Annotated in this window: 17 protein-coding genes and 1 riboswitch; all 17 genes read right to left on the bottom strand. The window is 70.3% G+C overall.

Going from position 1 to position 20,704, the window contains the following annotated elements:
• Nucleotides 1-32: 32 nt before the first annotated feature.
• The 17 genes from HNR01_RS18450 to HNR01_RS18370 all read right to left on the bottom strand — a co-directional run bounded on the left by HNR01_RS18450 (nt 33) and on the right by HNR01_RS18370 (nt 20,426).
• Nucleotides 33-380 carry a cupin domain-containing protein gene (locus tag HNR01_RS18450; RefSeq protein ID WP_153874860.1) on the bottom strand — a complete coding sequence of 116 codons (348 nt, stop codon included), beginning with the start codon at nt 378-380 and terminating at the stop codon, nt 33-35.
• A gap of 12 nt (nt 381-392) precedes the next feature.
• Complete coding sequence (glnT, locus tag HNR01_RS18445; protein WP_183668964.1) at nt 393-1,766, bottom strand: type III glutamate--ammonia ligase; 1,374 nt, start codon at nt 1,764-1,766, stop codon at nt 393-395.
• 1 nt (nt 1,767) lies between these two features.
• Nucleotides 1,768-2,556 carry a creatininase family protein gene (locus tag HNR01_RS18440; protein WP_183668962.1) on the bottom strand — a complete coding sequence of 263 codons (789 nt, stop codon included), beginning with the start codon at nt 2,554-2,556 and terminating at the stop codon, nt 1,768-1,770.
• Nucleotides 2,553-3,488 (bottom strand): ABC transporter ATP-binding protein, encoded by a 936-nt coding sequence (locus HNR01_RS18435; RefSeq protein ID WP_183668960.1) that lies wholly within the window; start codon nt 3,486-3,488, stop codon nt 2,553-2,555. Before HNR01_RS18435 ends, HNR01_RS18440 begins: the two co-directional genes overlap by 4 nt.
• Nucleotides 3,485-4,546: an ABC transporter permease gene (locus tag HNR01_RS18430; RefSeq protein WP_183668958.1), complete on the bottom strand. Its 1,062-nt coding sequence runs from the start codon at nt 4,544-4,546 to the stop codon at nt 3,485-3,487. Before HNR01_RS18430 ends, HNR01_RS18435 begins: the two co-directional genes overlap by 4 nt.
• A 25-nt stretch (nt 4,547-4,571) precedes the next feature.
• Nucleotides 4,572-5,582 (bottom strand): ABC transporter substrate-binding protein, encoded by a 1,011-nt coding sequence (locus HNR01_RS18425; protein WP_017484402.1) that lies wholly within the window; start codon nt 5,580-5,582, stop codon nt 4,572-4,574.
• A gap of 373 nt (nt 5,583-5,955) precedes the next feature.
• A riboswitch (guanidine-I (ykkC/yxkD leader) is annotated at nt 5,956-6,065 on the bottom strand.
• Between the two features lie 204 nt (nt 6,066-6,269).
• On the bottom strand, nt 6,270-7,076 hold the full coding sequence (locus tag HNR01_RS18420; protein ID WP_183668956.1) for an inositol monophosphatase family protein: 807 nt from the start codon (nt 7,074-7,076) through the stop codon (nt 6,270-6,272).
• A gap of 3 nt (nt 7,077-7,079) precedes the next feature.
• Nucleotides 7,080-8,015, bottom strand: a complete 936-nt coding sequence (locus tag HNR01_RS18415) for a phosphotransferase (protein WP_153874866.1) — start codon at nt 8,013-8,015, stop codon at nt 7,080-7,082.
• Nucleotides 8,016-8,025: 10 nt separating this feature from the next.
• On the bottom strand, nt 8,026-9,006 hold the full coding sequence (locus HNR01_RS18410) for a phosphotransferase family protein (protein WP_183668954.1): 981 nt from the start codon (nt 9,004-9,006) through the stop codon (nt 8,026-8,028).
• Entirely contained in the window at nt 9,003-10,307 is a 1,305-nt protein-coding gene (locus HNR01_RS18405) for a Zn-dependent hydrolase (protein ID WP_153874868.1), read from the bottom strand. The genes HNR01_RS18410 and HNR01_RS18405 overlap by 4 nt, the downstream gene beginning before the upstream one ends.
• Nucleotides 10,308-10,339: 32 nt before the next feature.
• Complete coding sequence (locus HNR01_RS18400; protein WP_183668952.1) at nt 10,340-12,178, bottom strand: dipeptide ABC transporter ATP-binding protein; 1,839 nt, start codon at nt 12,176-12,178, stop codon at nt 10,340-10,342.
• Nucleotides 12,178-13,203: an ABC transporter permease gene (locus tag HNR01_RS18395; RefSeq protein WP_246417548.1), complete on the bottom strand. Its 1,026-nt coding sequence runs from the start codon at nt 13,201-13,203 to the stop codon at nt 12,178-12,180. Before HNR01_RS18395 ends, HNR01_RS18400 begins: the two co-directional genes overlap by 1 nt.
• The gene (locus HNR01_RS18390) at nt 13,203-14,183 is read right to left on the bottom strand and encodes an ABC transporter permease (protein ID WP_183668950.1); all 981 of its coding nucleotides are present in this window, start codon (nt 14,181-14,183) and stop codon (nt 13,203-13,205) included. Before HNR01_RS18390 ends, HNR01_RS18395 begins: the two co-directional genes overlap by 1 nt.
• A gap of 79 nt (nt 14,184-14,262) precedes the next feature.
• A complete protein-coding gene (locus HNR01_RS18385; protein WP_026105504.1) occupies nt 14,263-15,846 on the bottom strand; it encodes an ABC transporter substrate-binding protein in 1,584 nt (527 codons plus the stop codon).
• A gap of 275 nt (nt 15,847-16,121) precedes the next feature.
• Nucleotides 16,122-18,680 (bottom strand): TonB-dependent receptor, encoded by a 2,559-nt coding sequence (locus HNR01_RS18380; RefSeq protein WP_183668948.1) that lies wholly within the window; start codon nt 18,678-18,680, stop codon nt 16,122-16,124.
• Between the two features lie 170 nt (nt 18,681-18,850).
• Nucleotides 18,851-19,789, bottom strand: a complete 939-nt coding sequence (locus HNR01_RS18375; protein WP_183668946.1) for a FecR family protein — start codon at nt 19,787-19,789, stop codon at nt 18,851-18,853.
• Nucleotides 19,790-19,904: 115 nt separating this feature from the next.
• Nucleotides 19,905-20,426: an RNA polymerase sigma factor gene (locus HNR01_RS18370; protein WP_183668944.1), complete on the bottom strand. Its 522-nt coding sequence runs from the start codon at nt 20,424-20,426 to the stop codon at nt 19,905-19,907.
• Nucleotides 20,427-20,704: the final 278 nt, after the last annotated feature.

The raw sequence follows: 20,704 nt of genomic DNA, 5'->3' as shown, positions 1-20,704 counted from the left end.
GGTCGTCCCGGCAGGCCAGTCTTGTGATGGGGCTACTCGTAGAAGGCGAAGAGCTTGCGGGCGGGCTCGACGATCTCCCAGGTGCCGGTGAAGCCGGCCGGGGAGACGAAGGCGTCGCCCGCCCGGAAGGTGGTCCGCGTGCCGGCCTCGTCGGTGACGACGATCACCCCTTCGAGCAGGTGGCAGAACTCGCTCTCGGTGAAGACGACCCGCCACGTCCCCCGCTCGGCGGCCCAGGTGCCGGCGGAGAAGCGCCCGTCGGCGCTGGTGAAGTGCAGCGTCGCGGTCTGGACCGGGTCGCCGGCCAGGATGCGCTCCGGGGCCGGCCGGTAGGTCGCGGGTTCGGCGGAAGAATTCGCGAAGGCGATGACTTTGGTCATGAAAGCCTCCGCCTAGAACAGGTGGCTGTAGCGCTCGATCTCCCACGGGCTGACCGTGAGATGGTAGGCGTTCCACTCCTCGCGCTTGGTGCGGATGAATTCCTCGCGAAGCCCTGAGCCCAGCGTCGCCTCGACCAGCGGGTCGGCGGCGAAGGCGTCGACCGCCTCCTGCAGGGTCTGGGGCAGGAAGCCGATGCCGCGCGCCCGGCGCTCGCCGTCGCTCAGCTCGTAGAGGTTGTCCTCGTTGGGCGCGCCGGGATCGATCCGCTCGCGCACGCCCTCCAGGCCCGCCGCGAGCACCAGGGCGGCGGCGAGGTACGGGTTGACGGCGCCGTCGGCGTTGCGGCTCTCGCAGCGCCCGCCGCCGGCCGGCACGCGCACGGAGTTGGTGCGGTTGTTCGAGCCGTAGGAATTGAACACCGGCGCCCAGGAGAAGCCGGCCATCGCGCCCTGGCGCACGAGGCGCTTGTAGCTGTTCACGGTCGGCGCGAAGGCGGCGCAGAGCGCCCGGCCGTGGCGCAGCACGCCGCCGATGAAATGGTAGCCGGTCTCGGTGAGGCCCAGGCCCCGGGGATCCTCGTTGGGCGCGCAGGCGAAGAGGTTGCGGCCCGTCTCCCGGTCGGAGAGCGACATGTTGAAATGCGCGCCGTTACCGGTGCGGTCGGCGAAGGGTTTCGGCATCATCGTCGCGATCAGCCCTTCCTCCTTCGCGTAATGCTTGGTCATCATGCGAAAGAAGGTCAGCCGGTCGCAGGTGGTCAGCGCGTCGGCGTAGTTGAAATCGAACTCGAACTGGCCGTTCGCGTCCTCGTGGTCGAACGAGTACAGGTCCCAGCCGAGATCGTTGATCGTGGTCGCGACCTTGTCGAGCCAGGAGAAGTTGTCGATGAAGCCGCGCACGTCGTAGCAGGGCTTCACCAGCTTATCGTCGGGAACGGGCGTGTGCAGCGAGCCGTCGGCGGCCTGGCGCAGCAAAAAAATCTCGCACTCGATGCCGAGATTGAAGCCGAAGCCCATCGCCTCGGCCTGGGCCAGGACGTTCTTGAGGGCGACGCGGGTCGAGAGCGGGTAGGGCTTGCCCTGGAAGGTCAGGTCGGCGGGCGCCCAGGCGAGCTTGCTCTCCCAGGGCAGCGGGATGACGCGCGACAGGTCGGGGACCGAGGCGAGTTCGTCCTCGTTCGGGGCTTGTCCCAGGCCGTCGAGAGCGTAGCCGGTATAGCGCTCGGAGCCCGCCGCCATCTGCGGCAGGTGGTCGATCGGCACCACCTTGGCCTTCTGCGCCCCGTGGATGTCGACATAGGCGCCGATGACGTATTTCACGCCCTTGCCCCGCAGGTCCTCCTGCACGGCGCGGATCTTCGGGTCGATGTCGGTCGCGTGGCCCATCTCAGGCTCCTGGCATGGGGACGGCGGGGCCGTCGTAGGAATGGGGAAGGGGCGGGGTCTCGGTGAGCCCGCGCCGGACGAGGGCGGTCAGGTCCTCGACCATCCAGGCGAACAGCTCGGCACCCTCCGCGGCACTCGCCTGCGAGGGGGTGCCGGTGACGCCGTTGCGGCTGGTGCGGTTGACCGGGTGGGCGAAGACGAGGCCACCGGTCCGATCGGGATCATCGGCCTGCGCGATGCGGTCCTCCCGCACCAGGGCGGGGGCCACGGCCTGCATCAGCGCGGTCTCGGCCCGGTTGGCGTGCCAGTCCTCGGCGTCCAGGAAATGGGCGGAGCGCACCCGCCCGCTGACGGTGGCGGTGTTGACGAGCGCCACCATCAGGTCGTCGTGGGCCGCCCGCAGGAGTTCGAGGGCACAGCGCAGGGGCGCGGCATTGGTGACGTGGGCGTTGACGAGGAACAGGCGGCGCACGCCCGAGTGATAGGCCTGTTCCCCGATCTGCCGGACGAGGTCGGTCATCAGCAGCGGGTCGAAGGCGATGGTGCCGGGCCAGCGCCGCGAATGGCCGAGCGAGCAGCCGTAGGGCAGGGTGGGCAGCATCGGCACGCCGGTGCGGGCCGAGACCGCGCGGCAGAGGTGATCGGCCAGCACGAAATCCATGCCGCAGCCGAGATGCGGCCCGTGCTGCTCGGTGGCGCCGATCGGCAGGAGCGCGGCCTGCGCGGCGCCCGCGAGGTCACCGGGGATCTCCTCCCAGGTGCGGTCGGACCAAAGGAGAGGCGTGCTCATTCGACCTCGTCCCCCGCGCTCGCCATGCGGGTGACCATGTCGAGGCTGCCCAGATCGGCCGGGCCGTCGGCCTCGGCTTCACCTGGATGGATCAGCGCGTCGAGCCGGGCGCGGGTGGCGTGGAATTCCGGCATCTGCATCTGACCGGGATGGCGCGGCCGGGGCACCGGCACCTCGATCAGCTCCTCGACCTCGCCGGGATGGGCCTTCAGGACGAGGATGCGGTCGGCGAGATAGACCGCCTCGTCGAGGTCGTGGGTGATGAAGACGATGGTGATGTCGATCTTGCGCCAGATCTCGATCAGGTAGGCCTGCATCCGGGCGCGGGACTGCGCGTCGAGCGCCGAGAACGGCTCGTCCATCAGGAGGATGCGCGGGCGCATGGCCAGCGCGCGGGCGATGGCGACGCGCTGCTTCATGCCGCCGGAGAGCTGGTGCGGATAGGCGTCGGCGAAGCGCTCCAGCCCGATCAGCGCCAGCCATTGCAGCGCCTCGCGCTCGGCCACATGCCGGGCCTCGCCGTTCTCTTCGAGACCGAAGGCGACGTTGCGCTTGACGGTGAGCCAGGGGAACAGGGTGTAGCCCTGGAACACCATGCCCCGGTCGGCGCCGGGACCCGACACCGGCACGCCGCCGACGCTGACGGTGCCCGAACTCTTGGTCTCGAGCCCGGCGAGGATGCGCACGAAGGTCGACTTGCCGCAGCCCGACGGCCCGACGACGCAGAGGAATTCACGGCGATGGGTGACGAGGTCGATGCCGCGCAAAGCCACGGTCTCGACGCCGTCCGCGTTGCGGAACACCTTGCCGAGGCCCTCGACCCTGAGCGCGACCTCGCGGGCCTTCAGCCGCTCGAAGCGGGCGCGCACGGGCTCGCACTGGGTGCGGTAGTCGCAGGCCTCGATCGGCAGGGTGATGGGGGCGCCGCTCATGCCTCGGCCCTCGCATAGGGGAAGAGCCGGCGGCCGAGCAGCGCGAGCGCGATGTCGGTGGCGATGCCGACGAGGCCGATCACGAGGATCGCGGCGTAGACGTTGTCGAAATGCTGGTAGCGGGCCTGTTGCGTGATGAAGAAGGTGATGCCCGACGAGGTGCCGATCAGTTCCGCGACGATCAGGTAGGTCCAGGCCCAGCCGAGCAGGATGCGCTGGTCGCGGTAGATCTGCGGCAGCACCGCCGGCACGATCACCCGGCGGATCAGGCGCAGGTTGCGCGAGCCCATGGTGAGCGCGGCCTCGACCAGCAGCGGATCGACCCGGCGGGTGGTGTTGGCGATGACGAGCACCTGCTGAAAGAAGGTGCCGATGACGATGATGGCGATCTTCGGCCCGTCGTAGATCCCGAGGATCGCGACCATCAGCGCGCCGAAAGCCGGCGCCGGCAGGTAGCGCACGAACTCGATTACGGGCTCGGTCAGCCGGGCGATCGAGGCTTGCGCCCCGCACAGCACGCCGAGCGGCACGCCGACGAGGGAGGAGATCGTGAAGCCCCAGAAGATGATCTGGATCGAGTGCCACAGGCTCGCGGGCAGCCAGATCGCGTCGCGCTGGGGCGGCGGCGCCGTGAGCGCGGTCCAGAGGGCGACCGCGACCTCGTGCGGGGCCGGCAGGTAGACCGGGTTGGCGGGCCGGCCCTCGGGGCCCGCGCCGCCGGCGCCCTGGGCCGCCGCGACCTCCTCGGCGAAGGCCGCCCGCGGCACCCGCATGCCGGGCTCCATCCAGGCCACGTCGCCGGGGTTCGTCACCTCGACCAGGGGATGCCAGAGGAAGGGGAGGTAGGAGACGGCGGCCCACAGGCCGAGCGGGATCAGGAAGGAGAGGAGCGTCAGCGTCCCGTGCCGCCGCCGCGAGAGCGGGCGCGCCACGCCGATCCAGGATCGCCGCGCCCGGCCGGCGACGGGGGCGGCCCCCGCCACCGGCGGGAGCGGGGCAACCGCCACCGCCGGAGCGGCGTCCCGGTCGGACAGGTGTCGAGGCTGCGGCGCGCGCATCGGCTCCTCTCCCCTCACTTGCCGCTCACTTGCCGTCGGTGAGGGCGGGATCGATCGCGGCCTTCACGTCCTGCGGGGTCTTGTAGACCTCGAACTTGACGTTGAAGGCGTCCGCGTGCCGGCTCGACCCGTAGAGCGAGCCGAAGCCGTCGGCGTCCTTCATCACCGCGCGGCCTTCGGCGAGCGTGAGGAGCTTCGTGCCCTTGAGGAAGCGGGTGAAGACGGCGGGCTCGATGCCGACCTTGGCCGCCATGATCGCCACGGCGTCGCCCTGCGTCTTCGGATCCTGGATATAGGCCACCACCCGGTCCCACAGGCCGACGAGCTTGATCCAGTCGGGCCGCCGCGCGGCGAGGCTCGCGGGCGTCACCGTGACTACGTCGTAGATCAGGCCCGGCCGGTCGGCGGAGGTGTAGAGCGGGCGGGCCCCCGCCGCGCCGCGCATGGCCTGACCCGCGATCGGCTGCCACGCGCCGATGGCCGAGACGTCGCCCGAGGCGAGGATCTGCGGCGTCTCGTTGGTCTTGGCGTTGACGAGGCTGACGTCGCTCTCCTTGATCCCGGCCTTCTGCAGGCCGTCGATGAGGAGGAGGTGCTCGACGAGGCCGACTTCGAGACCGACCTTCTTGCCCTTCAAGTCGGCCAGCGACTTCACCCCCGGCTTGCCGACGATCATGTCGTTGCCGTTGGAGTAGTCGGTGAGCATGATCATGACGTTCTTGGCGCCGTTGCCGCTCATCACGAGCGCGTCGCCGTTGGTGCAGGTCACCGCGTCGAGCTTGCCCGCCGAGAAGGCGTCCATCGAGGCCGAGTAGTCGAACCACTCGAACTTCGCGTCGATGCCGGCCTCCTTGAGCCAGCCCTTCTCGATGGCGACCTGCCACGCCACCCAGCCCGGCCAGTCGCTGTAGCCGATGCGCAGCGGCTCGGCGGCCTGTGCCATCGGTGCGGCGAGGAGCCCGACGGCGAGGGTGAGGGCGGACAGGCCGCGCCGGACCCCTGTGAGACCGCCGGTGATCAGGCTCGGGATGCGCATGTCTCGTCTCCTGGCATGTCTTGTCGTCTGGGATGGCCGCTTGCGGCCGGACACGGAGCTGGGGCGGGCGCGGCGTGCAAGCGCGCGCAGAGGCAGGCGGCGGGGCGAAGCCCGCTGTCGGACAGCCAAAGCAGGCCTGTTGGCAGGCGGCCACCACGAGGATGTGGAGCGTCCCCGCGCGGGCGCGGCCTACGGAACGGGGTTGGGAAAACCGGGGGGACGCGCGGCCAGGACGGGCCGGCGGTGGGAGCGCGGGAGGGCGCCGCTCAAAGAGGTCGAACAGTCGATCTTGGAGGCTCTGCCGGGCATACGTCCCTTCCAATACAGAAAGAGATTGTACAAGACCTGTCCTTGCCAATCTCTGGCCAGTGAGGTCTCCCGGGCTTTTATCCCGCCGTGCATCCGGGCGGATGTCTCCCGCCGCGGCAACCGCTCTCGGACCGAACACATCGAAGCGATGCTGGAACCCTAGCGATCAACTCGATTACATTTTTAAAATTGGCGATTTTCCCAGTCAAGCAAAGAGCATCCCGTCGATGCGCAAGTTTTTACCTTCGATGCCCATGTTTTAAGCGCTCTGCGATCCGAACTTGCATCCGGCCGGCGCGTGGGGCGGTCTTCGTCTCCGCCGCGAGGCGCCGCCCCGCACCATCGTCGGGGCCCGTGATCGGGTCCCTGCCGGCGGCCTCATTCCCGCAGGATCGCCAGTGCCTGCGCGTGCAGTTCCGGGCTCGCCGCCGCGAGCACCCGCCCGTCGGAGCCGAGGGTGAGGTCTGCGCCGGCCCAGTCGGTGACAACCCCGCCCGCCGCGCGGATCACCGGCACCAGCGCCATGTAGTCGTAGGGCTGGAGGCCGGTCTCGGCGATCAGGTCGCAATGGCCGGAGGCCAGCAGGCCGTAGGCGTAGCAATCGCCGCCGAAGCGGCGCAGGGCCGTGGCTGCGCTGAGGCGGCGGTAGCGCGCCGCGTCTTCGCCGATGAACCCGTCGGGCGCCGTGGTGAAGGAGCGCGCCGCCGACAGGCTCCGGCAGCCGCTGGTGCGGGCGGGCTCGGCCCCGAACAGGGCCTGCCCCGGCCGCCCGGTCCAGCGCTCGCCCAGCGCCGGCATGTCGATCAGCCCGACGAGCGGCACCCCGCCGTCGAGGAAGGCGATCAGGGTGCCGAACAGCGGCAGGCCGGTGACGAAGCTCTTGGTGCCGTCGATGGGATCGATCACCCAGACCGGGCCGTTTCCGGGCGCCGTGCCGGGCTTCACCCCCATCTCCTCGCCGAAGATGCCGTGATCGGGAAACCGCGCCTCGATCAGGCCGCGCAGGCGCGCCTCGATGGCGCGGTCGGCCAAGGTCACCGGGCTCTCGTCGGCCTTCGTCACGATGTCGAGGGGGGTGCGGAAATAGGCGCGCGCGATCGGGCGCGCCGCCTCCGCCAGTTCGGCGGCGAAGGCGAGGATGTCGTCGGCGGCGAGGGTGCCGGTCGTGGGAGCAGCCGGACCCATCGCTCAGAGCGCCTTCAGGAAGAGCGGCCAGCGCGGGTCGTTCATGATCGAGCGGGCGCGCATGTGCTTCCAGATCCCGTACTTGTAGAAATCGAAGTCGAGGGTGGAGATGCGGTTCTGCACCATCGCCCAGGTCGACCACTTCACGTCGGCGAGCGCCTTGTGCACCATCAGGCGCGCAAACAAAGCTTCGTCGTAGCGGCCGAAATACTGTTCGATCAGTTCGCGATCGACGCTCTCGGGGAAGAACATCTCCCCGCTCCAGATCGCGATGTCGTAGAGCCGGTCGTTGTTGGAGGCGTACTCGAAGTCGATCAAGAGGATCGAGCCGTCCTCGCCGATCAGGAAGTTGCCCGGCATCGGGTCGTTGAAGCAGGGCACGAGATCGAGACCGGACGCTTCGATCGCCGCCCGCGCCAGCCGGGTCTGGCGGGTCAGCCAGGCTTGGTCCGGGGGCAGGAGGGCGCCGAGTTCGGCCGCCTGCCGGTCGTGCTCGTCGATCATGTCGAACACGGTCTTGGTCAGCGGCAGGAGCGGGGCGGCGTGGAAGCGGCGGTAGACGCGCATCGCCTCCGCCCGCAGGGCCGGATCGGCGAAGTCGCGGTTGGTCGAGGGGCGGCGCCCGTCCACGAACTCGGCGATCTCGATGCCGTGCGCGTCGAGATCGTCGAAGGTGCGGGGCCCCAGCCCGATCACCTCCGCCTGCCGGCTGGCGGCGCGGGCGGCGGCGCGGTCGATGAACATCTCGGTGCCCCGGCCCGGCATCTTGACGAAGTAGGAATGCGGCTCGCCCTCGATCTCGACGCGCCAGTTGACGTTGCTGATCCCGCCGAGAACCGGGCGGTAGCGCGTCGCGCGCCCCTGCCAGCGCGGCACGGCGCGCAGGGCGGCCTCGAAGGCGTGCTCGGCCTCGGTGGCCGCCTGACCCAGAACGATCATCGTCACCTCCTCACAGGGCTCTCAGGGTTTCCTCGAAGCCCGGCCGGCCGACGAGCATCCGGCAGCGCAGGAAGCGCCAGGCGGCGTATTTGCGGAATTCGAGCGAGCGGCGGGGCGAGAGCCGGTCCATGGCGAGCGCCCGCAGGCCCCAGTGCAGGTCGTCGGCCGCCGCGTAGGCGCGGGCGCGGTTGAACACCTCGGGCCGGAACTGCCCCTCCGCCATCTCGATGCCGGCCCGCATCGGCGTCTCGAAGGCGCAGGCCTCGTTGAGGAAGGCGCCGAGCTGGTAATGGGGGTCGGTGTCGCAGGCCATGTCGAAATCGACGAACTGCAGGGCGCCGCCGGGGCCGAACAGCAGGTTGGAGGCGTGCGGGTCGGCATGCGCCGGGCGGATATCCGTGCCGGCGGCCGCGAGCGCCGCCTCGATCGCCTCGGCCCAGTCGAACAGGAACCACGCGTCGGGCGGCAGGCTGTCGGCGCCCGGCCCGAGCAGGGCGCGGAGGTCGCGGATCGCCTCGAACACGCTCCAGGGCCGGCCGAAGGCCTCGCCCGCGCCGATCCGGCGGAAGGCGTCGATCACGGTCGCCATGCCCTCCGGCCGCTGAAGCGTGTCGAGGGTGGCCGGGCGCCAGTCCGGGCCGAGGCACCGGAACAGGATCGCACCCTGATCCGCCGCGACGTGCAGCGGCTCCGGCGCGAGGCCCAGCGCGGCGATCCCTTGCGCCGCACGGAAGGCGGCGGCGGGGTCGAGCAGCGCCGCGGCGCAGGGTTCGGACACCTTGAGGAACAGGCTCGCCTCGGCGCCCTGCGCGTCCGCCACGCGATAGGTCGTGGATTCGACTCCGTGATAGGAGGGCGAGGCGAGGCCGGGCACGGCCACCTCGTAATGCGCGACCCCGCCCCGAAGGCCGGGGAGCGCGGCGAAGGCCTGCGCCAGAGCGGCCTCGGCGAGGCGCTCGGAGGCATCCTCGGGCGTGCCGAGCGGCTTCATCGGCGTCCTCCCCCGGCCTCGATGACGGCCATGCCCTCGACCGCCAGGATCATCAGCATGTCGGCGAGCACCTGGGTGCCGACGGCTTGGTCCTCGGGGCTCGCGAACTCGGTCGGGTGGTGCATCACGCCGCCGCGGCAGGGCACCGCCAGCACCACCGCCGGGCAGACGGCGGAGAGGCTGACGGCGTCGTGGCCGCCGATCGTGTCGAGGTGGCGGGCGACCGTGCCGTTGGCCGCCCCCGCGCGCTCGGCGAGCCGCACGAGGCCCGGCGCCATCGGCCCGGCGGCCCGGCGGTCGATGGCGCGCACCTCGTGGCCGACCTCGGCGCGGGCGGCGGCGAGGTCGATCGCCGCCTTGAGCCGGAGTTCGGCCTCTTCGAGGATCGCGGGCGAGCCGGAGCGCAGCTCGATGAACAGGACCGCCTCGCTCGGGACGGTGTTCGGCGAGTTCGGCCGCACTTCGAGGCGGCCGACGGAGGTGTGCAGGTCGAGGCCGTAATCGGCCGTCATCGCCTTGAGATCGGCGATCAGGTAGGCGGCGCCGAGAAGCGCGTCGCGCCGCTCGGCCATCGGCGTCGGGCCGGTATGGGCCTGACGCCCGAGGAAGGCGAGGCGGTACTTGGTGGCGCCCCAGAAGCGGGTGAAGGCGCCGAAGCGCAGGCCCTCCCGCTCCAGGATCGGGCCGCCCTCGATGTGCAGCTCGATGAAGGCGTCGGGCACCGGCACGGAATCGGTCCCGGCATAACCGATCCGCGACAGGGCCTCGGCCACCGTGACCCCGTCGCCGTCGCGCCGGGCAAGGGCCCAGTCGAGATCCGCCGCGCCGGTGAAGACGCTGCTGCCGAGCAGGCTCGGCTGGAAGCGGGCGCCCTCCTCGTTGGTCCAGTTGGCGACCGCGAAGTTGCAGGCGGAGGCCGTGCCCGCCGCTTCGAGCGCCGCGCGGACGGAGAGGACCGCCTCGCAGGCGGCGAGCACGCCCAGCGTTCCGTCGAAGCGCCCGCCATTGGGCTGGCTGTCGAGATGCGAGCCGACCATCACGGTCGGCGCGCCGGGCCCGGCGAGGTCCAGGACCCCGAACTGGTTGCCGATCGCATCGACCCGCGGCGCGAAGCCGTGGGCGGCAAACCACGCGGCGAGCCAGTCGCGCGCCTGCCCGTCCTCCGGCGACAGCGTCAGGCGGGTCAGGGCGCCGCCCGCTCCGCCGCCGAAGGCGGAGACCGCCTCCATCATCGCCTGGAGGCGGGCGGGATCGATCCGCGCGGGGGGCGGAGCCAGCATGTCGGCCGTCATGTCGGGCATGGATCTCATCGATGTCTCGGGAAGGGGCGGCATCAGGCGGCGCCCGCCAGCAGGGCGGCGCCGGCGCCCGGCACGCGGTGGCAGGCGGCGAGGTCGCGCGCGCCGCGCACGGTGAGGAAGGGCGGATGATGGAGGCAGGCCTCGAACGCCTGCGGGCAGCGCGAGCGGAAGGCGCAGCCCTGCGGCAGGTCGATCGGGCTCGGCGGCTCGCCCTCCATCAGGCAATCCTCCGGCCGGAAGCGCCGCGCCTCCAGGGCCGGCATCGCCGAGAGCAGGGCGCGGGTGTAGGGATGGCCGGGATCGAAGAACAGGCGCTCGTTGTCGGCGAGCTCCACGACCTCGCCGAGATACATCACCGCGATGCGGTTGCAGGCCTTTCGCACCATCGCGAGGTCGTGGCTGATGTAGATGTAGGTCAGCCCGTGCGCGCGCTGGAGTTTCTCGAACAGGGCCAGCAGCTTGAACTGCTCGGTCTGGTCGAGGGCCGAGAGCGTCTCGTCCATGAGCAGGATCTCGGGCTCGAGCACCATGGCGCGGGCGACGTTGATCCGCTGGCGCTGCCCGGCCGAGAGCCCGAGCGGCAGCTCGTCGTAGAGCGCCACGGGCAGGCCGACATCGTCCATCACGGCGCGCACCCGCTCGCGGATCTTCCTCGGATCGCGCCAGCCGTGGATGCGCAGGGGCGCCTCCAGCATGGCGCCGATGCCGGTGCGCGGCGGCAGCGAGTTGAACGGGTCCTGCAGCACCAGCTGCAGCTTGCGGCGGAAGCCGAGGAGTTCGGCGCCCGACAGGCGGGCGATGTCGCGCCCCTCGCACAGCACTTGGCCGGCGCTCGGACGCTCCAGGCGGCTGAGCAGCCGCATCAGGGTGGACTTCCCGCAGCCGGATTCGCCGACCACGGCGAAGCTGTCGCCCTTGACGATGTCGAAGGTGACGTTGCGGACGGCGCGCAGGTCGCTGGTGGCGGCGAAACTCCCGCGCCGCTTCACCCGGTAGGTCTGCGACACGTCCCGCAGGCTGATGATCGCGTCCGTGGGCCGCGCGCCGGCGGCCCTCGGCACCGCCGGCAGGCTCGGGCGCTCGCCCCAGATCACCGGGATCTGCGCGACGAGCTCGCGGGTATAGGCGTGGCGCGGGGCGGCGATCAGCGCCTCGGTCGGCTGCTCCTCGACCAGACGGCCTTGATCGATCACCAGGGTGCGGCTCGCCGCCTCGCGGGCCACGGGCAGCGAGGAGGAGACGAACAGGATCGCGGTCTCGAAACGCTCGGTGAGTTCGCGCATCAGGCGGATCACCTGGGCGGCCACCGTCACGTCGAGGGGCTGGGTCACGTTGTCGGCGACCAAGAGCGCCGGGTTCGAGACCATGGCGTCGACGATCAGCGCGCGCTGCATCATGCCGCCGGAGAATTGCGACGGGTAATCGTGGAAGCGCGCGGTCGCCGAGGGGATGCGCACGGCGTCGAGCAGGGCGATCACGCGCGCCTGCGCCTCCCGGCGGCTCACGTCCGGCATGACGGCGCGCAGTTTCTCGACGATCTGGCGCCCGACCGGCAGGGTCGGGTCGAGGGCGCCCATCGGGTCGGCGCCGACATAGGCGATGTCGCGGCGCAGGCGCCGCATCGCGCGCGGAGGCAGCCCGAGCAGGTCTGTTCCGCGGAAGGACACATGTCCGGAACGGATGGCGAGCGGGGCAGCGATCCAGTTGACGACCGCCCGCGACAGCACGGTCTTGCCCGCCCCCGAGGCGCCGACGACGCCGACGATCTCCCGCGGGGCGACGTCGAAGCCGATGGCGTCGAGGATCGTCCGCTCACGCCCGGGGAGGGTGAGGGCGACGGAGAGGTCGCGGACGGAGAGCACCGGGTCCATCAGGCGCCCCCGTGGATCGAGTTGCGGGCGCGCTCGAACGCGGCGCCGATCAGGTTGATGCTCGTCAGCGTGAGGCACAGGAACACGCCGGGCATGGTGGCGATCCACCACGCGTTGAGCAGGTACTTGCGCCCGTCGGCGATGATGCTGCCGAAGGTCGGGGTCGGCGGCTGCACGCCGAGGCCGAGGAAGCCCAGCGTCGATTCGAAGATCATCATCCGCGCCACGTCGAGCACCGAGGTGAAGAGCAGCGGCGGCACCAGCAGCGGCACGAGCAGCGTGAGGAGGATGCGCGGATGCGTGGCGCCCGAGACCTGCGCGGCGCGCACGTATTCGCGCCCGCGCTCGGCCATCACCACCGAGCGCATCACGCGGGCGTAGACGGGCCAGTTCGACAGGCCGAGCACGAGGATGATCGCAGGAATCGTCGGGCGGTCGGCGCCGAGCACCGCGATCGCCAGGATGATCATCGGGATCGAGAGCTGCGCGTCGGTGATCCGCATGATCACCGTGTCGGTGCGCCCGCCGAAATAGCCGGCGACCGTGCCGAGCGCGCAGCCGATGACCACGGTGACGGCGACCGAGGCCACGCCGATCAGCAGGGAGTAGCGCAGGCCGACGAGGCAGCGCACCAGCATGTCGCGGCCGATCTGGTCGGTGCCGAGCGGGTGGGCCCAGCTCCACTTGTCGCCGAGGAACAGGGGCGGCAGCAGCCGCGCCCGGATGTCCCGCATCGCCGGATCGATGCCGCTGAGCTCCGGGTAGAGCGCGGCGGCGAGCACGAGCCCGGCGAGCAGGAGGGCCCCGATGCGAAAGCCCCCGGAGCGGGCCGCGCGATCGAGGATGCGCCGGCCGATGGAACGCGAGGCGGTGACATCGACGCGCGGCGGGGCGAGCGCTGGAGCCGGGTCCGCTCGCTCCGCGATCGAGCACGGCTCCAGGTTTTTGCTTTGACGCGCTCTCTTTCGCCGAACCGGCATCCACTTCGACTGAGAGCGCTTCGGGAAGGTCTCCACGGCGTCCATCAGTATTCGAGCCTCGGATCGATGGTGGTCGCCGCCAGATCGACGAGGATGTTGATCAGGACGAAGATCGCACTGGTGACGATCGCGATGCCCTGGATCAGCGGGAAGTCGCGCTGGAGCACGGCGTTGATCGTGAGGAGCCCGAGTCCGGGATAGTCGAAGATGTATTCGACGATGATCACGCCCCCGAGCAGCGAGGAGAACTGCACGCCGAGAAGGTTGAGGAGCGGCACCGAGGCGTTGCGCAGCGCGTGCGCGGCGACGATCCGCGGGCGCGACAGGCCGCGCACCTGGGCGGCGGCGACGTAGGCTTCGCCCATCTGCGCCGCGACCGCGCTCGACAGCGTCCGGATCAGCACCGGCGACAGTTCGACGGCGAGCACCAGGGCCGGCAGCACCGTGTAGGAGAAGCCGCCGTAGCCGATCGCCGGCAGCCAGCCGAGCTTCACCGACAGGAGCAGGGCCAGCACGATCCCGAGCCAGAAGTTCGGGATCGAGATGAAGAGCGAGGAGACCGCGAAGGCGAGCCGGTCGAACACGCCGCCGGGGCGCAGGCCCGCCGCGATCCCGAGCAGGGCCGAGAAGGCGAGCGCGATGGCGAGCGCCAGGGCGGCGAGCTGCAGGGTCATCGGCAGGGCATCGAGGATGAGATCGCCGACCCCGGCCCGCGCGCCGCGGGTCAGGTCGTCGAAATTCGCGCCGCCCGTCGCCGCACCGTTGGCCGGCCGCACGAAGCTGCGGCCGAGATCGCCCTGGACGACCCCGGCGGCGTAGCGGCCGAACTGCACGATGATCGGATCGCGCAGGCCCATCGTCGTGGCGATCTCCTCCACCAGGGAGTCGGGCGCCATCCCGCCCACCATCTGGCGCACGGGATTGCCCGACATCACCCGCAGCAGGGTGAAGATCAGCAGCGAGACGAGGAAGATGATGACCGCACCCTGCGCGAGGCGCCGGGCGAGGAAGCTGAGAACGAACATCGAGGGTGTCGGGTCCGGTGACGGGGGCGGGCCCGGCCGGGTGCCGGGCGCGGGGAGTCCGGTCAGGCGGTCCTGCCCGTCACGCCGTCTTCGAGGCGTCGATCGAGCCGTCCGGATAGACGTAGAGGCCCTTCAGCTCCCGCTGCATGGCGTGGATCATCACCGAGGTGAACAGCGACAGGGCCGGCACCTTGGCCGCGAGCAGCGGCATGGTCTCGTTCTGGAGGATGGCCTTGCGCGCCTCCAGCGTCGGCGCCGCGCGTTCCCGGTCGAGGCTCGCGTCGATCTCCGCATCCTCGATGCCGGTGATCCGGTGCGAGGAGGAGTGGAAGTGGGTGCGCAGCACCAGATCCGGCTCGGGCGAGCCGGTGGACCAGCCGCAATCGACCATGTGGCCGGGCCCGCCGCCGGGGCGGTGGTAGAGCCGCTCGTTCCAGGCCGCCGGCTCCAGGACGGTCAGGCTCACCGGAAAGCCCTGCTCGTTGAGCATCGCGGTGATGACCTCGCCGTACTCCTTGGTCTTCGGGTAGAAGCCGACCGAGGTGATGTATTCGAGCGGCGGCAGCCCCTTGCCCTTCGGGTAGCCCGCTTCCGCCAGCAGCGCCTGGGCCTTGGCGGGATCGTAGGCCGGGTAGTTGTTCAGCTCGACGTAGCCGAACTTCACCGGCGAGATGAAGTTCGCCGAGGCGTGGCCCGCCGCGCCCAGGATCTCGAGCAGCATCGCCCGGTCGATGGAATGGCAGGCGGCCATGCGCACCCGCACGTCGTTGAAGGGCGGCTTGGAGCAGCGGAACCAGAGATACTTGTTCTCGACCGAGACCACCTCGTTGATCGCGATCTTCGGGTTGCTCTTCACCGTCTCGACCTGCTCGGGTTCGAGCCGCTCGACGATCGAGGCCTGACCGTTCATCAGCGACAGCATCCGCGTGGTCGAATCGCCGGTGAAGGTGAAGTTGATGCCCGGAATCCCCGGCTTGCCGCGGAAATAGCCGTCATGGGCCTTGAGCACGGTGTCGTTGCCGCGCTGCTCGACGAAGCGGAACGGGCCCGTCCCGTTCAGGCGCCGGGTGAGGGCGCCGCCGGGCCCCTCGGCGATGTCCTTGGCCGAGAGGATCGGGAGGAACGAGGCCAGGAAAATGAAGAGGTGGGCCGGGTAGCCCCCCTTGGAGGTATCGACGATCACGGTCTCGTCGTCGGGCGTGGTGATCGTCAGCGTCTCGGTCGGGCCGGGATACCACTGCGCCGGCCTGTCCTTGCCGGAACCGTACTCGAAGGTGGCCTTGACGTCCTCGGGCCCGAACGGCTTGCCGTCGTGGAATTGCACGCCCTTGCGCAGCTTGATCTGCAGGCGGTGGGGATCGAGGAGTTTGATGTCGGTGGCGAGTTCGTAGACGACCTTGCCGGGGTCCTCGAGGGTCATCGGCGTGCGGGTCAGGAAGCCCATCACGAAGCCCTCGATGTTCTTCTGCGAGAGCGTGGTGTGAGCGGTCGGATCCCAGTTGCCGGTGATGTTCTCGGCCGAAAGGAAGACCAGCGGCTTGCCCGCCTGCGCGAAGGCCGAGGAAATCAGGAAGTCGGGATTGATCTGGGCAAATCCCACAGCAGCGGCACCGCCCTGCAAAGCCCCTTGCAGAAACCGTCTGCGGTCCATCATTCCGGCCATGCTGCGGCTCCCGAGTTCCCACGCATCCATCAAAGCGGTCAAAAACCACATTGCAGGAGGCGTGCCAGAAGCCGCAGATCACGCGGAACGGTCAGCTTGGCCGTTGAGCCGCGCCGACCGCCGCGGCGGGAAGCGCCGAGCCGGCGGCGGGCCGCCCCTCGCCGGCATCTGCCCGTTTCGGCGGCAGACGGGGCGCGGGAGCGTGCATTCGCGATACCGGATGGCCCCGGCGCGCGGACGGGACCGGGGAGGGGCAGGAACCGGGCGGCCTGTCCTCAGAAGTCGACCGAGGCGGACACGATGAAGGTGCGCGGCGCGCCGACGGCGAGGAAGCCGCGGGCGGCCGAGGCCCAATACGAGTCGTCGAGCAGGTTCTGGACGAGAGCGCGGAACACCACGGGCTTCCCGTTCACGCCCTCGGTCGTGTAGCGCAGGCCGGCGTCGAAGCGCGTCCAGTCCGGCACCGACTGGGTGTTGGCCTGATCGTAGAACATGCTGCTCGTGTAGATCGCCCGGCCGGTCAGGGTCAGGCCCGGCGCCAGCCACGGCGGCAGGTCATACTCGGCGTAGAGGTTGAACGCGGTATCGGGCACGCCGGGCGCCGCCCGGCCGTTGAACTGTCCGCCCGGGGTGTTGACCAGTTCCGCGTCGATGAAGGTGACGCCGCCGAGCAGCCGCAGGCCCGGGACGACCTCGCCGAACACGTTCAGCTCGACGCCGCGGTTCCGCTGACGGCCGCTGACCGAGTAGATGCGGGTACCCGGATCGGTGAAGGCGTTCGGCAACTCGATCTCGAACAGCGCAGCCGTGGCCGCGATGGTGCCGAAATCGTACTTGACGCCGATTTCCTTCTGCCGCCCCACGGCGGGCGGGAAGAGGGCGTTTGCATTGATTGCCACAAGAGGCGCCGCGGCCACCGGGTCGAGCGACTCGATGTAGTTGCCGTAGAAGGACAGGTTCTCGAACGGGCTCAGGACGAAGGTGATGGCCGGGCTGAAGCGGCCCTCCTGATAGTTCGAGGTCACCTGCCCCTGCGTCGGCCCCGGCCGGGTGGCGAAGCCCTGCTGGTCGATCTCCTGATAGCGCCCGCCGAGCGTCAACAGGAAACGGTCGCTGCCGAAGAGCGACAGGGTGTCGGCCACCGCCACGCTGCGCGCGGAGAGCTGGGCGAAGAGCGGCTGCGAGGCGGAGCGGGGCAGCCCGATCGTCGGAACCGATCCGGTCGGCAGGTAGACCGGATCGTAGATGTTGATGGTGTAGGGGGTGAAGACCGGCGGGACGAAGCCGCCGCGGAAGTTCTTGTTGTTCGCCTCCACGGCCGAAATGCTCACCTGATGGTCGAGGAAGCCGGTGCTGAAGCGGGTGCGCAGGCCGACCTCGCCGGTGAGGCCCTGGATCTCCTGGGGCTGGATCGCGAGCGTGTTGGTCGCCAGCCCGGTCACGCTCGTCACGCGGTAGTTCGAGGTCAGGAAGTCCTCGTTGTAGCGGCTGGCTCCGCCAGCGATGTAGACCGTCGTGTCGGGCAGGATGTCGTACTCGGCCCGGCCCGCGATCATGCCGTAGCGGCTGTCGTTGTACTCGAACGGGTTTGCGGTGTTGATCCGGTTGTTCGGCGCGCGCGGGATCGGGATGCCCGGCGCGACCGCGTTGAACAGCGAGGTCGGCGCCGTCACGTTCTGGGTCGAGTGGGTCATGTCGAGCGAGGCGCGGAACCGGTCGCCGCGATAGTCGAGGCCGAGCGCGGCGACCCCCACCTCGATCGCGTTGTTGTCGAGCGGCGTGGCGCCGGTGCGGTAGGCGCCGTTGAAGCGCACGCCCCATTCCTTGAACTCGCCGAACCGGCGGCCGAGATCGGCATGGGTCCAGATCTGGGCGTCGCTAAGATAGGTCGTGGTGAGCCGCGCGAACGGCTCGTCGTAGGCCCGCTTCGGAATGAGGTTGATCGTGCCGCCGACGCGGCCGGTGCCGCCGCTCAGGAGAGCGGAGGGGCCGAGCAGGATCTCGACGCGCTCCAGCCCTTCGGTGAACGAGCGGCGCGGATTGGCGAGATAGAACAGGCCGTCGAAGGCGGTGTCGAGGTTGGTGACCGAGAAGCCGCGGATGAAGTAGGAATCGCGCTCGCTGTAGGGGGGCGCGTCGTTGCGCACCGACGAGTTGTTCAGCACGACGTCGGCGAGCGACACCGCCTGCTGATCCTCGATTAGCTTCTCGGTGTAGCCCGTGATGCTGAAGGGCGTCTTCAGGACGGAGCGGTTGCCCAGGAAGCCGACCCGGGTTCCCGAGCCGACCTGGCCGCCGGCATAGGGCACGGGCGGCTGGCCGACCGTGCCGGTGGGCGGCGGCAGGCCGGCGGCCCTGGCCCGGCCCTGAGCCTGCCCCTGGACGTGCAGCTCGTCGAGCGTCACCGTGCTCGCGGGCTCGGCGCCGAGCTGGACGTAGCGCGGATTGACCAGGGTGATGGTCGAGGCGCCGGCCGGCCGAGGGGTGAGGCCGGTGCCTTCCAAGAGTCGGGTCAGCGCCTCGATCGGGGCGAACTCGCCCGCGAGGCCCTGCGTCTCCAGCCGCGCCGTCAGTTCGGTCGGATAGACCAGCTTGACCCCCGCCTGCTGGGTGAAGGCGACGAGGCCGGTCTCCAGCGAGCCCCGCGGAATGGCGAGGCGAACCGGATCGGCGGCCATCGGCGCCTCGGTCAGGATCGCCCGGGCCGCCCGGCCGGGCGGGCCCTTCGCTTCCCCGGTCACTCGACCGGTGATCGGGCCGGTCATCTCGCGGGCCCCGGCGGCCGCCTGCGTCATCACCGCGACCGACACGCCCGCCAGCGCGAGTCCCACCATCCGGCCCCGTGAAAACCTGCGCGCACGCGACGCCATGCCATAAGCCCCATCGATCCATCGGGAGGGGCGGCACGCTTCGCGTCGTCCGCGCCCTCGCCGATTAAGATCAACGGGCGCGCCATCTCCTGACGTCGGACGAGCGATTTTTTTCGCCCCTCCCCATCACCCGGTCACAGGGGCGATCCGACCAGCACCAGCAGGGGCGAGAGGCGGCGGATGCGGGCGCCCATGGTCGCGGCGATCACATCGAGGGCCTCGTCGGTGTTGCGGGCGTCGAACGCGCCGGTCACCCGCCGCGCCCCGAGGCCGCGGTCGAGCAGCACGATGCGCCCGCGGCGGTAGCGGTTCAGCTCCGCCAGCACCGCCGCCAGCGGCTGCCCGGCGAAGATCAGCCGGCCGTCGCGCCACGCCGTGTCGCGCTCCACATCCGCGGCAACCACCCGCAGGGCGCCCTCGCCGATACGGATCGCCTCGCCGGCCGAGACGACGGCGCGCCCGCCCGGCCCCGACACGTCGACACGCCCCTCCGCCACCCCCACCGGACCGGCCGCCCCGTCCGCGCGCAGGAAGAAGCGGGTCCCGACCGCGCGCACGCTCAGGCCGCCGCCGCGCACGACGAACGGGCGGTGGGGATCGGGCACCACATCGAAGCTGGCCTCGCCCCGCAGAAGCTCGATCCCGCGCTCCCGCTCGGTGAACCGCACCGCCAGCGCCGTGTCGGTGTTGAGGTCGACGCCGCTGCCGTCGGCGAGGGTCGCGTGCTCGATGGTGCCGACGTCGCTCCACAGATCGGCGCGCATCCGATCGAGGAGCCCGAGCTGATGCACCAGGGCGCCGCCGCCGATCAGCGCGAGGGCGGCAAGGCCGGCCAGCCTCTTCGGCGCCCTCTTGCGCGGGCGCGGGTCGGGGAGCTGCCCGAGCCTGCGCCACAGCGCATCCATCTCGGCATAGGCCGCCGTACGGGCCGGATCGGCCCCGCGCCACGCCTCGAAGGCCCTGCGGTCGTCCTCGGTGGCGTCGGAGGAGGAGAGCCGCGCGACCCAGGCCGCGGCCTCGTGCTCGACCGGATCCTCACCGTCGTCGGCATCCGTCCCGTCGCTGGCGACCACGTCGTTCCCCCGGGGGCCCGCCGCGGCCCGGTATAGCGCGGCGCGGGTCTCCTATCCCCTTAGATCAACGAGGTCGCGGCCTCCTGATGCGATCGATTCAAAAAACGATGGCGATTCAAAAAAGATCGAGGCGGCTACGGCGGCAATGCAGGAGCGCCTTGATGACGTGCTTCTCGACCATGTTGCGCGAGATGCCGAGGCGCAGCGCGATCTCCCCGTTGGCGAGGCCGTCGAGGCGGCTGAGCAGGAACACCTCGCGGCAGCGGGGCGGCAGCGCATCGATCGCTGCGGCGAGCCGCATCAGCTCCTCGCGGGCAATCGCCTGCCGCTCCGGGAGGGCGTATCCGTCGGCGATCTCGGCGAGTTCCGCCTCGCACTTGGCCGCGAACAGGGTCCGCTCCAGACGGCCGCGGTTGCGCATCCGCAGGGCGACGTTGGTGGCGATGCGGAACAGCAGGGCGGAGGGGTGCTCGATGCTCGTGCGCGAGAGGGCGGCGACCATGCGCAGATAGGTTTCCTGGCTCGCATCCGCGGCATCCGCCGGGTTGTCGAGCAGGCGGTTGAGGAAGCGCCGGAGCTTCAGCCCCTCGTGCCGGTAGAGGGCATCGATCGACACCCCCGTCGCCCCTCCCGTCATGACATCGGCCCCGCCGCCCACAGATGATCCTGCACTCGATGATTGAGGATCGACCAGAAGGAGATGCGCCGATAATGCAAGTCCTGCAGTAGCTTATAGAGCTTCCAGTCTATCCGCCGATGCTATCGCAAGGCATTGGACGAGCAGTCGAAATGTAGATCCGAGAACCAAGACGAGAATTATTACAAACGAAGCACTCGAGTCATTTCATCATCTCGTTGCAGATCAGCAACAGGTTATCTTGCCACCATGCACACGCTGACGACGGATCGAGATCA

The organism is Methylorubrum rhodesianum (assembly GCF_014199985.1).
Lineage (GTDB): Bacteria > Pseudomonadota > Alphaproteobacteria > Rhizobiales > Beijerinckiaceae > Methylobacterium > Methylobacterium rhodesianum.
The sequence above is the reverse complement of the archived record's forward strand: the minus strand, read 5'-3'. Positions and strand labels throughout refer to the sequence as shown.

Bases quoted from the DNA above. Each gene is read 5' to 3' on its own strand.
- HNR01_RS18450 (WP_153874860.1), bottom strand. From the start codon at position 380: ATGACCAAAGTCATCGCCTTCGCGAATTCTTCCGCCGAACCCGCGACC.
- HNR01_RS18415 (WP_153874866.1), bottom strand. From the start codon at position 8,015: ATGATCGTTCTGGGTCAGGCGGCCACCGAGGCCGAGCACGCCTTCGAG.
- HNR01_RS18380 (WP_183668948.1), bottom strand. From the start codon at position 18,680: ATGGTGGGACTCGCGCTGGCGGGCGTGTCGGTCGCGGTGATGACGCAG.
- HNR01_RS18435 (WP_183668960.1), bottom strand. From the start codon at position 3,488: ATGAGCGGCGCCCCCATCACCCTGCCGATCGAGGCCTGCGACTACCGC.
- HNR01_RS18440 (WP_183668962.1), bottom strand. From the start codon at position 2,556: ATGAGCACGCCTCTCCTTTGGTCCGACCGCACCTGGGAGGAGATCCCC.
- HNR01_RS18370 (WP_183668944.1), bottom strand. From the start codon at position 20,426: ATGACGGGAGGGGCGACGGGGGTGTCGATCGATGCCCTCTACCGGCAC.
- HNR01_RS18385 (WP_026105504.1), bottom strand. From the start codon at position 15,846: ATGGCCGGAATGATGGACCGCAGACGGTTTCTGCAAGGGGCTTTGCAG.
- HNR01_RS18400 (WP_183668952.1), bottom strand. From the start codon at position 12,178: ATGGACCCGGTGCTCTCCGTCCGCGACCTCTCCGTCGCCCTCACCCTC.
- HNR01_RS18395 (WP_246417548.1), bottom strand. From the start codon at position 13,203: ATGGACGCCGTGGAGACCTTCCCGAAGCGCTCTCAGTCGAAGTGGATG.
- HNR01_RS18410 (WP_183668954.1), bottom strand. From the start codon at position 9,006: ATGAAGCCGCTCGGCACGCCCGAGGATGCCTCCGAGCGCCTCGCCGAG.
- glnT (WP_183668964.1), bottom strand. From the start codon at position 1,766: ATGGGCCACGCGACCGACATCGACCCGAAGATCCGCGCCGTGCAGGAG.
- HNR01_RS18430 (WP_183668958.1), bottom strand. From the start codon at position 4,546: ATGCGCGCGCCGCAGCCTCGACACCTGTCCGACCGGGACGCCGCTCCG.
- HNR01_RS18425 (WP_017484402.1), bottom strand. From the start codon at position 5,582: ATGCGCATCCCGAGCCTGATCACCGGCGGTCTCACAGGGGTCCGGCGC.
- HNR01_RS18405 (WP_153874868.1), bottom strand. From the start codon at position 10,307: ATGCCCGACATGACGGCCGACATGCTGGCTCCGCCCCCCGCGCGGATC.
- HNR01_RS18390 (WP_183668950.1), bottom strand. From the start codon at position 14,183: ATGTTCGTTCTCAGCTTCCTCGCCCGGCGCCTCGCGCAGGGTGCGGTC.
- HNR01_RS18420 (WP_183668956.1), bottom strand. From the start codon at position 7,076: ATGGGTCCGGCTGCTCCCACGACCGGCACCCTCGCCGCCGACGACATC.